This is a genomic window from Desulforapulum autotrophicum HRM2 (assembly GCF_000020365.1).
In the GTDB taxonomy this organism is placed as follows: domain Bacteria; phylum Desulfobacterota; class Desulfobacteria; order Desulfobacterales; family Desulfobacteraceae; genus Desulforapulum; species Desulforapulum autotrophicum.
Map to the genome: position 1 here is coordinate 21,167 of NC_012109.1, position 14,167 is coordinate 35,333.

Here is a 14,167-nt window from a genome sequence, read left to right on the forward strand (position 1 = left end):
GATTTTTCACATCAAAGTGCTGGATAAATGAGCAGTACCATGGCTAAAATTATTGTCCAACAAGAAGCGTATTTGAACTTTTTGGAATATTGAAAATGGAGTTGAGAGATACTGGAATGAATGCAAAACTTGAAATTAAAAGACCCTTAACGTCCTCTTCCCGACTCAAAAAATTTTTGTTTATCTATTTAGCTATTGGAAGTTTGGCTTTAGTCTTAACCTTGTCCAGCGCAATAATATTGCCTCTTTACAGTCGTTTAAAAGCTTCTGAAGATAGAAATATAAAGCATGCTGTAGAAATCCGGGCTATGGCTATAAGCGAATGGGCGAGGCGTTCAAAGGATTTGGCCTGGCAGATAACCAGTCGTACCAGAATCCGGCAAGAACTTAAAAAATATAACAATGGGGAAATCTCATTGGATCAGGTAAAATCTTTTACCGAACCAAAGTTGGCTGATGCCATGAATTTATCCAAAGAAATCCTTGGTATCATACGATTAGATAACAAAGAACAATTAGTTTCAAAATGTGGTTTAAACGTTCCCAAAGAAAAATGGCCGTTGTCTGATATCACTTTAAAAAACATTACAGTATCTCAGCCAAGCATTATTTCAGATTATTCTGTATTTATTGTTAGGGCACCCATACTGAGTCATGACGGCGCTTATGAAGGAGCTGATTTGATTGTGATTGATTTGTCTAATCTAAAGGCGATCACCTCAAATTATTCAGGTTTGGGAAAAACAAGTCAGATTATCTTAGGGTATTCTTTCTTTGACAACTCGATTAATCAAGTATTTCCATTAAAAAGTCAGAATTTGGATGTTGATAATGGGCAGACATTTAACTCTACAGTTGCGACACTTCTTAAAAAAGGTATTAATGGAAATAAGGGGTTAGAGAAAATAGACAAAAATGTGTTTGCGTATACCCCTCTTGTTGATTTCAGTTGGGTACTTTTGATTTCTCAAAGTGAAAATGAACTTTACGCTTCATTAAATAACAAATTGCTAATAATAGGATCGTCATTAATTTTTATTTATTTGGTTTTTATTTTAGGGTTTTGGCTTATCATGAATCCGCTTTCAGGCCGTTTACTTATGCATGCAGAGGAACTTGAAGAATCGATAATAAAAAAGACTCAATATCTTAATGATGAGATTTTAATTCGTCAAAAATCTGAAAAGAAACTGAGACAGAGTGAAGAAATGATGCTCAATTCGCAATCTGTGGCACATATATGTTCTTATTCAACAGATTTGAATGCAGGCGAGATAGAGAAAAGCGCATGGGTCTGTTCGCCTGAATTTTACAAAATATTTGGCATCGATAAAACCTATCCACATACCATAGAAGGTTGGGCCAACTTTATTCATCCAGACGACCGCAAAGAAGTATTTGATTACCATGAATCGGTTGTGAAGGAAAAAAAAATGTTCAGCCGTGAATATAAAATAATCCGTATTAACGATGGTGAAGAACGCTGGGTTCACGGCACAGGAAAACTTGAATTTGATGAAAAAGGAAACCCCGTTAGAATGCATGGGGCAATACAGGACATCACTGAGCGCAAAAATCTCGAATTCCAGGTCCAGCAAGCTCAAAAAATGGAGTCCATTGGCAATCTTGCGGGTGGAATTGCCCATGATTTTAATAATCTTCTCTATCCCATTATCGGATTTGCAGAAATGCTTATAGAGGACCTCCCTCCAAAAAGCCCTGAACATGAAAGTGCACAAGCAATATTTAATGCCGGGAAAAGAGGTTGTGAGCTTGTCAAACAAATACTTGCTTTCAGTCGACAAGTTGATCATCAACTGTCACCCGTTCGTTTTCAAAAAATATTAGCTGAAGTATTTAAACTGACCCGTTCAACAATACCCAGCGATATTGAAATTTATCAGGATATTCAAAAAGACTGTGGTTTAGTGATGGCAGAAGAAACTCAATTGCATCAGATTGCCATGAACCTTATCACAAATGCCTATCATGCTGTAGAGAAGACGGGTGGAAAAATTTCAGTACAACTGAAAGAGATTACATTGGATAATGATGATTTGAAAGACAGACCATTGCAGGTGGGTCAATACGTCATGCTATCTGTTTCCGACAATGGCGTTGGTATCCCTCGGGAAATAATGAATAATATTTTTGACCCTTATTTCACAACAAAAGAGCAGGGCAAAGGGACCGGTCTTGGTCTCGCTGTTGTATACGGAATCTTGAGAGAGCATAAAGGAGATGTAAAAGTATACAGCGAGGTGGGTAAAGGAACGACTTTTAATGTTTATTTACCTGTAATGAAAGAATCTGATGAACCCATTTCAACTGAAAAGGAATTATATAAACTAACAGGTACAGAAAGAATATTATTGGTTGACGATGAAATATCGGTTGTTCGACTTGAGAAACAAATGCTCGAACGTCTTGGCTATAAAGTATCTGCTTGGTCCAACAGCATAGAAGCCCTGGAAACTTTCAATTCTAATCCAGATGGTTATGACCTTGTAATCTCAGATATGACGATGCCAAACATGACAGGAGATCAGCTTGCAAAAGAGTTAATGGCCATACGACCGGATATTCCGATTATCATTTGTACCGGATTCAGTGAACGGATAAACAAGGAACAGGCTGAAGCTAATAAAGTAAAGGGTTTTCTTATGAAACCGGTAGTTAAATCTGAAATGGCTCAAATGGTTCGGAAAGTGCTGGATGAGGCCAAAGTTTATAAAGGAAATTGAGATAGTAAAAAAGTGTTTAATGTGTCTATAATTGACCGCCTTCATAGTTCCATTTTATACCGATCATTTTAACGTGTATGTGTCGCTTTTGAGGGAACTCTTCAAACCACAACATCTGGTATGCGAGGATTTTCTTGTCTTAATCAAACGTTTAAATTCCGAATATCAATTTTGCACCTGTCTGGAGTTATGATTAAGTATCCTATCCTTAAGATTTCTCAGTACCTAAATTTTCAAGCTTATCTTTGGTAAACTTGATACTGCATCCCATCCTTCTTATAACCTTGTTGTCAACAAGGTATACCTTATTGACAGCATTAAAACCCCTGTTAACAAGGTTGTTTTTTAAGTTGTTGACGCTGTTTGCAAGAAGGTCTATAGAGTTGTTGGTATTTTGAGAAGCACTTTTAATAGGGATGGCCATGACTATTTTTACATACGCCAGAGTATCAACTCTCGATCAGCATACGGATTTACAAACAGCAGAGCTAAAGGCCGCCTATCCTAATGCCGTACATCGCCAGGAAAAGAAATCCGGCACCACGATAACTGACCGGGATGTTTTAAACCTGCTGCTCGATATGATTGGCCAGGGCGATAAATTAGTCGTATGGAAACTTGATCGATTAGCCCGGAATATAGGAGACCTTTGCAAAATAGTTTACACTCTGGACATAAAAGGTGCTTCACTTGAGATACTTAATCAGAAGATTGACACCAGTACAGCCACCGGTAGAGCTTTTCTCCAAATGCTGGGAGTGTTTTCAGAATTTGAAACAAATCTAAGAAAAGAACGCCAGCTTGCCGGGATAGCAATAGCCAAGGCCAAAGGTAAGCACCTGGGGAGAAGACCCTCTCTCACAGATGATCAAAAGAAAGAAGTTCAGGTAAAGAACAAAGCAGGGATGAACCCTACCATACTTTCGAATGAATACGGGGTTAGCCGGGGGACCATATATAACGTTTTGAAAGAGGCAACATAGATATGAATTGAATTGAATTCAAATCAGGCAAAGGTTACCCGGGTATCTCCCCTTGAAGAATCTAATCCCGGTGTGTGTATAATAATTTCAACATCACTTCCCAAATAATTAAGACAGGTCAACATCTTGGCCTCGCTGATCCCTCGGAACTGTCCCCGGAGAAGGTCAGATAGTTTGGGTTGAGGTATTTTTAATATTTCAGCTGCCTGTTGTTGAGTTAAATTTCTCTGGCGAACAATTTCTCCAATCTTTGAGGCCAGTATTGCCTTAACAAACATCCTGTCGGCATTCGGTCTTCCCAGATCCTCATAGACATTGGCGCTGCCTTTCTCTATTTCAATCATATTATTTATTTTCCTTTTATAAAATTATCTAAGGCCTTTAAGCGGGATTTGATCAAATCCATATCTGGCCTGGGTGTTGCTATACCCTGGCCTGATTTTTTTTGAAAACAGTGGACCACATAGACTGCATTTGTATATCGAACGGTATAAACGGCCCGATATGTGTCTGTTTTATAGTTCTCCACCACTTCCAATACTCCTGCTCCTCCAAATCCTTTAAGTGGTTTTGCATCGGGGTGTTTCTGTCCCGACTGAGCAAGATGCAATGCAAAGCCAAACATATCCTGCACATCATCGGGCATTTTCATGAGATCCTTTTTGCTGGATCCTACCCACATCAACAGTTTTATTTTCATAATACTATTATTATCCCCATATAGGTATAAAATCAAGAGAGTATAATAACTCTGTCCTCTTGACGGGGTTTGTCATTGTTTTTGGGATACAGCGTTACACTGAATGTTAGCATCCGGCCTTCATTCACCACAGAGCACAGCCCGGCCCTGGGTAAAGCATAGGTCATCCTTGCGATCCTTATTCTGTAGCCTTGCCCATCAATGCCAGATTTTTAAAACCTTGAATTGTTTATTTGAACGGCCATATGTGTCCTTTTAAGCTAATTACAACCCATAGAGCAAAGTATCAGATAAGGTGTAATATTTTCCCACAAGGATGACTTTTGATCAACGCCAATTGCTTTTTCCCTTCAACGACAATTAGAATTCCCGTTTTTATCCCTTTATAACTTGCTGATGGGAATTGGCGCAGCCAAGCCAGCCAGGTGGTCTTGCTGTTTTCCCGGCGTTTCAACAAGTCATCAAGACGGTGCAGGTGTCCGTTCGATAATGGCTCGGACAAGACTTCGTAAATGCGCCGGTTAACGCAGGTGGTTGCTTCAGCGCAAACACGCTCAATAACATCCAGTGCCGGTATGATGATATGCTGGTGACGCAGTTTCTCGAGGACACTGGTGGCCAGCACAATGCCCTTGTCGGTTTGTAAGGCCAGATCGGTTGCTGCATGGACTGCTTGCCGGTAGTGGGCCAAGCCGAACGGTTCTACGCGCAGGTATACCCGCAGTTCGAACAGATGTTCACGCCGGGTTTCCTAACGCTCGGCATACTGTGACCAGCACGCCGCATCGATGCGCAGTTGGCACCCGACCCATTGCAGAAAGGACGCTGGCACGGTGGCGTCTGGCAGCAGACCCTGGCCGGGGTAGCGCAACAAGCACAACTGCACCGCAACACCGAGTCGGCTTGCATCACCGCGTTGTTGACGAATCAACGACAGGTCGGTCTCGCTGAGTGTGTAGTGCCGGATAAGTTCGTCTTCTGAATCTGGCAAAGCCAGCAGGCTTGACCGCTCAGCGGTGGACAGGATGGAACGACGGGGCATTCTGACTCCTTCTTGAAAATTTTGGTTTGTAATAAGCCTGTCCAGCTATTTGGCGTGACATCGGACAATCAAGGCATTGCTATTCTTGGAATTCATTGAAATACTATTCTCAATCGCTTACCATTTCAATGGATTTCGATAAGGATCTCTGGCTGTTTCTTCTTCCATGTCATGACCACCCTTGCTGAAATGGAACGCGAACTGATTGGTGAGCGTACCCGTACCGGGCTGGATGTTGCTCGCCAACTTGACCGCAAAGGCGGTCACAAGCCCAAGATGAACGACAGCAAGATCGAGTCAGCTAAGAAATTGCTGGCCAGTGACGTTCCGTCCAAGGACGTGTCGGTTCCTACGCTATACTACTGGGTCCCAGCCTCTGCGAACGCTTAGCGTACGATTTTTTCCCTTTTCTGAGACGACCCCAATATGCGGGAAGGGTTGTGAATACTATTGCTGTCGGTGGTACGCAAAGTCAAGAGTATCTGATTTATAATATGGGGATTTTCCCCTAAATGTTTAATTCTACCCAAATATATATTCTACCCGATGTTATTGAGAAGTTACACTATAAATGTTTTGAAGACGGTTCCAAATCAACAATTTTACCATGCATATACGGCTTTGATTGATACTTAGTTATGTTCATTATTTTTCGGGTTAATTCAGCTATGCGATTGATGCCGGCCTTAATGTTTTTAATCATCATATAATTTGGATCATCTGGATCAAGGTCCATCAAAAGAAGCTCTGAATACCCGCTGACAGTCTGTAAAGGCTGGTTTAGTTCGTGGCAGACAGCCCCTGCCATCTCAAGAACCCCTTCGAGTTTATTTTGTTCTATCATCTGATTTTGAAGCTGAAGCATACGTGTTCCAACCTCGATTCTGGCCTTAAGTTCGTTATTGTCATAGGGTTTTGAAATATAGTCATCCGCACCTGCTAAAAGCCCCTGGGAAATGAATTCAGACCCTCGCCTGGAGGTTAGCAGAATCAAATAAATAGGTCTTTTTTGTTTTTGCTCTCTGAGCATTTTGCATAAAGCTGCACCGTCCAGATGCGGCATTTCCCAGTCGAGCAGTGCAATGCTCGGGGCATCATCTTCCTGGAGCACGTCATAGGCCTGCTGGCCGTTATCGGTGACCGTAACTTTGTATTCCCACTTGGTCAGAAGAGACTCAAGCATGACCTGGGATGTGAGGTCATCCTCTGCAATCAGAATTTTCATATTTTCCCCATCTTAATTTTTAAGGTTAACCATCATTTCTGTGATTCATCATAGTTATGTTGGGTTTCTAATGTTGGGTTTCGTTCCTCAACCCAACCTACGATAGACTTCCCACCGGCCACCGCCTACTGCCTACTGCCCACCCCACTCCCTGTCATGGTATCGGTTAATCTGAGAAATTCAAAATCAAGAACAGATACCAGCTCTTTTAATTTTACAATGTCACCATTCTTGGCGGCATCTTCCATTTGAACTACCGCTTCATTGAATGCCAAGGCCTTGACAATGGCCGACGCTCCTTTGATCTTATGGATCAGGGCTGCTGTTTCTGGGGCATTGTACCTGGACAATGATTTTTTCAGAGTGAAAATTTGATCGGACATATCCTTTAAGAATGTTGCAGTAACAATCTCTAATAAGTTTTCGTCGCCCAAAAGTTGTTCGAAAAGAGCATCTCGATCAAAAATTCTTTGAGATCTATTTTTATCCTCTCCTATACTTCCCATATCTTCTGAAGGTGAAATTTCATCTTTTTCCAGGTTAACAAGCCATTTTTCCAGGACTTTTACCAGGGCCGAGGGGTTTATGGGTTTGGACAGATAGTCGTTCATACCGGCTTTGAGGCAGTGTTTGCGGTCTTCCTCCATTGCATTGGCAGTCATTGCAACGATGGGTATGTCATGGTCATAGACCTTCGAGTCTGGATCTCGAATTGCCCGGGTGGCATCCAACCCGTTCATCACGGGCATCTGCATGTCCATGAATACAAGATCGTAATGCGTAGCTCCATCAAGGGCTTCGATCGCCTTGGCTCCGTTGGTTACAGCATGGGCAGCAAAGCCCATTTTCTTTAAGATTCCAAGGGCGACGAGCTGGTTGGTAATATTGTCCTCAACTACCAGGATGCGTAATCCTTTGCCTTTAAAGCGGTTTAGTTTTTGACGGGCGATTGAACTGTCATTCATGGGAACAACAACGGCATCTTTTAAGCCGGGGGAGGGGCAGTTCTCTTTCCCTTTTCCCTGATCCTGTTTTTCCATATGTACCGTAAACCAGAAATTTGAACCTTCACCCTGTATGCTTTCTACCCCCATTCGGCCGCCCATCATCTCCGTAAGTTGTTTCGAAATGGCAAGCCCTAAACCCGTGCCTCCAAATTCCCTGGTGGTGGACTCATCTGCCTGGGTGAACTTGTTAAAAATCATTCCCAGTTTTTCTCGTTGAATACCGATGCCCGTATCTTTGACCGAAAAATAGAGAATGACATCTTTATCTGTCTCATGTTCAACCTTCACCTTAATTGAAACTTTGCCAGTGGAGGTGAATTTGACGGCATTTCCTGCGAGGTTGGTTAAAATCTGACCTAATCTGCCAGAATCTCCCCTGAGCCCCAATGGTACATCGGGATCTAAGGTACAGATAAATTCAATCCCCTGTTCATGGGCCTGCATGGCAAGGGGTGGTGTTAAATAATCACAAAAGTCCTGGAGGTTGAAGTCTATAGTTTCCAGGTCGAGCTTACCGGCCTCAATTTTTGAAAAATCCAGGATCTCGTTGATTATCCTTAAAAGGGATTCTCCACTTGCCTGAACAATCCTTGCGTATCTTCGCTGCTCATCGGTCAATTGGGTGTCCATAAGCAGCCCCGTCATTCCGATAATCCCGTTCATTGGTGTTCTTATTTCATGGCTCATGTTGGCCAGAAACTCTCCTTTGGCGAGATTGGCAAGTTCGGCTTCGGTGGCCATCTGGTTTGCCCGGGCCATGGCATCCTCGAGCTGGAAGTTGGTGGCCATAAGCTCCTGCTCCACCTGTTTTGCCTGGTTGATATCCATGTGGGTGCCAAACATCATCAATGGTTTGCCGTCAGCTGTCCAGGTCATCACCTGGCCCCGATCATGGACCCATACCCAATGACCTCTTTTGTGTCGCATTCGGCATTGAATATCGTAGTAGGGGATCTCGCCTGTAAAATGCTTAAGAAGCATCTCATCCGATTTTTCAAGGTCCTGGGGATGTGTAAGTCTATTCCAGGTGCTAACGTCTGCGGGTTCCAGTTCTTCAAGGGTATATCCCAGGATCTCGGCCCACCTCTTATTGTAGACTGTTTCTCCTGTCTGCACATTCCACTCCCAGGTTCCAGTGTTGGTCCCCTTGATCACGTTGGCAAGGCGCTGCCGTTCGTCTTCAAAATTTTGCTGAGCAATTTTTCTTTTACTTATATCCCCGATGAGCCCATGGATCTTGGTCATTACTCCTGAGCTGTTGTGAACCGGCTTGCCATGGGCCGTGATATAGTGGGTGCTCCCATCCGGCCATACTACACGAAACTCATGCTCATAAAATGTTCCCCGAGCGGTTGTTCTATCTCTGGCCTGTCTGAGTCTCGCTCGGTCATCAGGATGTACCGCATCTATAAAATCTTGTAATGTTCCATTGGATCGTTCAGTGTCAAGCCCGAGAAGCAGGCAGGCTTTTGAATCAAGATAAAGCTTTTTCTCCATGGTATCCCAGTGCCAAGGTGCCATACTCGCAGATTCCAGGGCAAGATCAAGGCGCTCCTTATTTTCCCTCAATGCGTCCTCCGCACTCTTGCGATCTGTGATGTCTGTCAAGGTTGTCAGCAAGCAGGGGTTACCATTGACATCAATTCTGGTTGCAGAGAACAAACCAAATTTTTTATCACCTATTTTCGTTCTTATGGTGATTTCCATGTTTTTTATAAAACCCGACTCTTTGACCATGGATGCCACACGGTTTCTATCCTCGGGGTTTGGAAAAAGACCCAGCTCAACCGACGTCTTTCCAATAGCCTCGTTGCGTGTATATCCAGAGGTCTCCACAAAGGCCCTGTTTACGTCTATGAATAATCCCCCATCGATTTCAGAGATGCCCATCAGACTCGCACTTGCGTGAAATGCCTTTGAAAAAAGCTCTTCGGTCTCCCTGATCTTTGTGACATCCTTGGTGACGCAGAACAACGCAGGTCTGTCATCCCACGAACCGGGATGAACCCTGGTTTCAACCTGAATGTATCGTCCAGATTTGCTGATTACTGGTATGGGACAGAAATCCGCGCTCCCCTCGATCATCTCCCCCACAATCTTTTTGGCTTCTGCCCGTCGATCTTCGGGATGAACCATGGCTACATTCAACCCGTTGAGTTCTTCTTCCGAGTATTCGAGCCTGCGGATAGCTGTTTCGTTTGCCTTGAGAATATTGCCCTTAACGTCGAGAACAAATAAAAAATTGTCAATGGAGTTGAAAAAAGAACGAAAATTCGTTTCGCTTTTCTTGAGTCGTTCTTCGGCTGACTTGCGATCGCTTATGTCTATAAAGGTTTCAAGGAGCTTCTCCTTACCGTCAAGCTTAATGCTTTTGACTGATTTTAATATCGGAAGAAGGGTGCCGTCGGCTTTTAATAAAATTCGATCCGCTCTATCTAAATCCATCCCTTTGTCTGTTATCGGGCAGTTGCCCCGGTCATACGGGCAGAGGAAATTATGGCAGACATGTCCTATAATCTCATCCTGGGAAGCTCCAAAAAGCTTTGCCCCTTGTGAATTTATCTGTTCAATCGTGTGTGTCTTTTTGTCGACTATAACTACACCTGCATTTATATCTTCCAGCAAAACGCGTTGAAAGGATTTGTTTTCATGAAGTTTTTTCTCGGCATTCTTACGGGCCGTTATGTCGTGAATTATGTAGTAGAGCCACTTTTGTCCTTTAAAGGGAATGGGGCTTGACGATATCTGTACATCACGGATTTGTCCGTCGGCCAGTCGATGCCTTGATTCAAAGTATTGGTGTTGTCCGGAAAGGGCTGCTTGAATATTTTTTGCCACCTCGTCAGGGGAAAGAGTATTGATGTCTGAAATCTTCATCTGGCGAATCTGTTCAACCGAATACCCGTAGAAGGTGCATGCAGCTTCGTTGGCTTCTGCTATTGCTCCGTCATTCGGATCTATCAACATTTTGATGCACATGGTATTTTCAAACATGGCCCGATATCGGTCTTGGCTTTCTTGCAGTTTTTTTCGTTGCAAGGCGATAGTATGTTTATTTTTTTTGTTCATTTTAAGCTTCTTCTTTGTTCAATCGAATTTGAAATTATAATTTGTGATTTTTGAGAACCCTACAATTTTTACAGGTACTTTACACTTTTTAAGGTCATGCTCTGTTTTAAGGCAGTTTCCCAAAAATAAGGGTGTAATTACACATTTAGCCCACATTGAGCAGGTATGTTTATTCTTTTTCTGAATTATTCGATAATATTTTTTTGCGGGCATTTTTGAACCTGAGAAACATTTTTAAGAACTCGTTTTTAAAACTTTCTTCCATTTTAATCTCCAACAATGCTCAAATAAGGATTCAGAATTAAATAACGCCGAAACGATTCATCGGGCCATGGGTGTTGTCAATTAATTCACATTCTAAAGGCTTTTTTAACGCTGATGCATTAGCATTTCAGGCAGTTGTTTTGAAATCGAGATACCACTTGATAAATCTTTGCAACAGAATCTCCCAAAAGCGTTAATATTTTTCTGCGTAATTCACTAACTCCTTCTAACATTACTTTAACCTGCTGATTTTCCCTAATTACAACATGATTGATCCCCTCCAAAATTTGAAAAATCCATCTCATGGTGGGACGTTTACTGGGTTGTTTAATCTGATTAGGAATGGTTTCATTCAGCTTTTCCAACGCTTTTCTTAAGCGCCTCTGTGCTATAGTGTAAACAAGTAAGGATAAAGTCATCACCATTATCAGGCCTTCAATCCTGGATGGTTTTTCCAGGAAAAACGCAGAGGCAAAACACAAAGAACTCTTCAAAAAGCCAAACCCTTTCTCAACATGATCTTGTTTTTGATAGGCTTGAAGCACCTCAACATCACTCAACTCAGATTTAGGGATATTGCTGCCAATGATAAAGCAAGCCCTTTCCCGCACGATTTGTTTGATTTGTTCCAGGTCTTTTTCAGCTTTAAATTCAATTTGATATTTGATTTCAAAGGGAGTGCTTTTACCAGGTCTACCTTTGCTCAGATATTTTTTATGTTCTTTGATTTCAACCGCTTTCACCTGGTGATATTTCCACTTTTTATGCAATTTCTCCAGGGACGCCCTGGCCTCAGTCTCCGTTTCAAACCTTTGAGCCTGTAAATGATAAAGCGCCTTATCAATCTGAGTTTTTTCTTTAATGCTGGCTTTTTCTACTGTTTTTTCAGAACGATTAAAAGCAGCTTCAGAAAAAACTACAATCCAGCGTTGCTGGATCTCATAATGCTCTATTTCAAGACAAGTATATTTTCTTTGTTCATCCCAACTTTCCCAAATATCATGATTTAAAGCATTCTGAATTGATGTCTTAGCTGGTTTGTTTGTTTCCGGAATTCGAGTGATAAAATTCAAAGAATTTAGGTGGATAGCATTTTCTTTACTATAACCTTTTGAATCCATAATCAGATAGCGTGGGGCTTCCATATCATTCCAGGCTTCTACCAGTTTTTTAGACCGATGCTGGAAAATAGTATTATCATTAGAATTTCCATCCCAACATTTCATCAAAAGCGGAATTCCCCCATCTTGAGATGTCATCATTTCCAAGACCACTTGTTTCAGATCGGGTCGATGATCTTTCGAATAACCATGGGTAATCGTGACCGCTTGAGTATCTTGATCTGGCAGATTTTCACCAGTCACAGAAAAGCTGGTGGTATCTTCGCAGCCAAAGCTACAATCAACCTGTTCCTGCTGACAAACTGATGCTGCTAAACTTCCAAACAACGCCTCACAGCCATAGGCATGAGCCACATCCAGAGTACGCCCTAACTTAAACCGGTTGAAATGCTCGGCTTGCACTCCCGGACGAAATAAGACTTCCAGTGGTTTATTCTCAAAAAACTGAGGTGTCAAAGAAAGAGGACGATCAGTAAAACCAAGACCATTAAGAATCATACCAGCAATCGCTTCTCCATGGCTAATCTCTGACAGATCATGGACTCCTAACAGACTATCAATTTGTTCCACTAATTTCAGGTCTTTAATTACACCGGCTACAACACCATAATGATCTAAACGATTTATTTCTAATTCCATCTTCCTCTTCTCTTTGCATCTTTCTTTGTGGTGATTTAAGTTGGAGGCATCTTAAATCATTTTTTAATTAAATGCACCTGCTCAATGTGGGATTTAGGGTAAATCCGTCATAGAATTTATCAAATGTCAACACACCCAAGGTTTTACGCCAAAACTCTACTTCCCATTTTAGAGCACCTGTAGATCCAATAATTCTGAAAGTTGAAATTTAATTAAATTTTTAAGATGGGTTGCCATATTAATTCCTTAAGGTGACTAAGAAAAATGTACCTTTATTGTAGGCTACAAATCTATATACAAATACACCTTTATTTTATATAAATATAGTCTAAAACAAATACAATAATACATTTAAACTAACATCAAGGATAAACAATATGATTTTTGCCTATATTCGAGTCAGCACGGATCAACAGACCGTTGAGAATCAAAGATTTGAAATTTTAAAGTTTGCCGACCAAAAAAAGATCCATGTTGGAGAATGGATTGAAGAGACAATCAGTGGTACAAAAAAATATCAAGATCGTAAACTGGGCAAGCTCCTGCAGGGTCTCAAAAAAGAAGACATTTTGATTGTCAGTGAATTATCCAGGTTGGGTAGGAACCTTATGGAGGTGATGAGTATCCTGCATGATTGCATGGAAAGAGAAATCAAGGTTTATGCGATTAAAGAGGGGTATGAACTGGGGAATAATATCAACTCCAAGGTCTTGGCGTTTGCCTTTGGGCTTTCTGCCGAAATAGAACGGAATCTAATTTCCCAACGAACAAAAGATGCTCTGGCTCGAATAAAAAGTGAGGGACAAACATTAGGCAGACCCAAAGGGAGCCTATCCAAAGAAACAAAACTCACGGGAAAAGAGGAAGAAATCAAAGATTTACTCAGGAAAAAAGTTTCTGTCAGTGCTATTGGAAGGATTTTAGGAGTACACAGGTTGACGGTGGATAACTTTATTAAAACCAGGGGACTCAGAGAAGATATTTGACAAACCAAGTTTTGTTTCCCAAACCCTATGATGGATTTACCCTAAATGTGCAATTACACCCCACCTTAGTGGATGCGGGCCAGATAAAAAAGCCGTGGCTGAACGGTATAGGTTCAGCCATATGACTTTATATAAGATCTTGGAGGGTCGAAAGAATGTAAAATAAAGGAGGCGGCTACCTTATACCGATGTTAATTTGAATTATGCAATATTAGGTGGGTTATGAATAATGCAAATATGGTTGACTTTTGAAATTCAAAAAAGCTCATATGTTGTGGTTTAAATCATTTTAAGCAAAGTGTGGACTAACAGGGATAGTCCGGAGGAGTCTTGCCACCGAAAAACGGAGCCTGGCCGACAGGTAGTCCTCGCCTCAAATACTTCGGT

At 41.7% G+C, this 14,167-nt stretch carries 8 protein-coding genes and 2 pseudogenes; 4 read left to right on the top strand and 6 right to left on the bottom strand.

Annotated elements, in window-relative coordinates:
- Window positions 1-95 precede the first annotated feature (95 nt).
- Together HRM2_RS25725 and HRM2_RS24565 are read left to right on the top strand one after the other, a co-directional pair.
- Window positions 96-2,744: a PAS domain-containing hybrid sensor histidine kinase/response regulator gene (locus HRM2_RS25725; protein ID WP_049770555.1), complete on the top strand. Its 2,649-nt coding sequence runs from the start codon at window positions 96-98 to the stop codon at window positions 2,742-2,744.
- Window positions 2,745-3,166: 422 nt separating this feature from the next.
- Window positions 3,167-3,727 carry a recombinase family protein gene (locus HRM2_RS24565; RefSeq protein ID WP_012663315.1) on the top strand — a complete coding sequence of 187 codons (561 nt, stop codon included), beginning with the start codon at window positions 3,167-3,169 and terminating at the stop codon, window positions 3,725-3,727.
- A 23-nt stretch (window positions 3,728-3,750) separates the two neighbouring features.
- On the opposite strand, the gene HRM2_RS24570 is transcribed toward HRM2_RS24565, so the two are convergent.
- The 3 genes and pseudogenes from HRM2_RS24570 to HRM2_RS26355 form a co-directional block, all read right to left on the bottom strand.
- Window positions 3,751-4,071 carry a helix-turn-helix domain-containing protein gene (locus HRM2_RS24570; RefSeq protein ID WP_012663316.1) on the bottom strand — a complete coding sequence of 107 codons (321 nt, stop codon included), beginning with the start codon at window positions 4,069-4,071 and terminating at the stop codon, window positions 3,751-3,753.
- Between the two features lie 5 nt (window positions 4,072-4,076).
- A complete protein-coding gene (locus HRM2_RS24575) occupies window positions 4,077-4,427 on the bottom strand; it encodes a type II toxin-antitoxin system RelE/ParE family toxin (RefSeq protein WP_012663317.1) in 351 nt (116 codons plus the stop codon).
- Window positions 4,428-4,824: 397 nt separating this feature from the next.
- Window positions 4,825-5,469: pseudogene (locus HRM2_RS26355) on the bottom strand (DUF4158 domain-containing protein); the annotation flags it as partial.
- 147 nt (window positions 5,470-5,616) lie between these two features.
- Here HRM2_RS26355 and HRM2_RS24590 point away from each other — a divergent pair.
- Window positions 5,617-5,859 (top strand): annotated as a pseudogene (locus HRM2_RS24590) (recombinase family protein); the annotation flags it as partial.
- Window positions 5,860-6,034: 175 nt separating this feature from the next.
- Here HRM2_RS24590 and HRM2_RS25730 read toward each other — a convergent pair.
- The 3 genes from HRM2_RS25730 to HRM2_RS24605 form a co-directional block, all read right to left on the bottom strand.
- Window positions 6,035-6,694: an ATP-binding response regulator gene (locus HRM2_RS25730; RefSeq protein WP_012663322.1), complete on the bottom strand. Its 660-nt coding sequence runs from the start codon at window positions 6,692-6,694 to the stop codon at window positions 6,035-6,037.
- Between the two features lie 125 nt (window positions 6,695-6,819).
- Window positions 6,820-10,770 carry a PAS domain-containing hybrid sensor histidine kinase/response regulator gene (locus HRM2_RS25735; protein ID WP_012663323.1) on the bottom strand — a complete coding sequence of 1,317 codons (3,951 nt, stop codon included), beginning with the start codon at window positions 10,768-10,770 and terminating at the stop codon, window positions 6,820-6,822.
- 383 nt (window positions 10,771-11,153) lie between these two features.
- A complete protein-coding gene (locus HRM2_RS24605) occupies window positions 11,154-12,794 on the bottom strand; it encodes an IS1634 family transposase (protein WP_012663325.1) in 1,641 nt (546 codons plus the stop codon).
- A 377-nt stretch (window positions 12,795-13,171) separates the two neighbouring features.
- On the opposite strand from HRM2_RS24605, the gene HRM2_RS24610 reads away from it, so the two are divergent.
- Entirely contained in the window at window positions 13,172-13,780 is a 609-nt protein-coding gene (locus HRM2_RS24610; protein ID WP_012663326.1) for a master DNA invertase Mpi family serine-type recombinase, read from the top strand.
- Window positions 13,781-14,167: the final 387 nt, after the last annotated feature.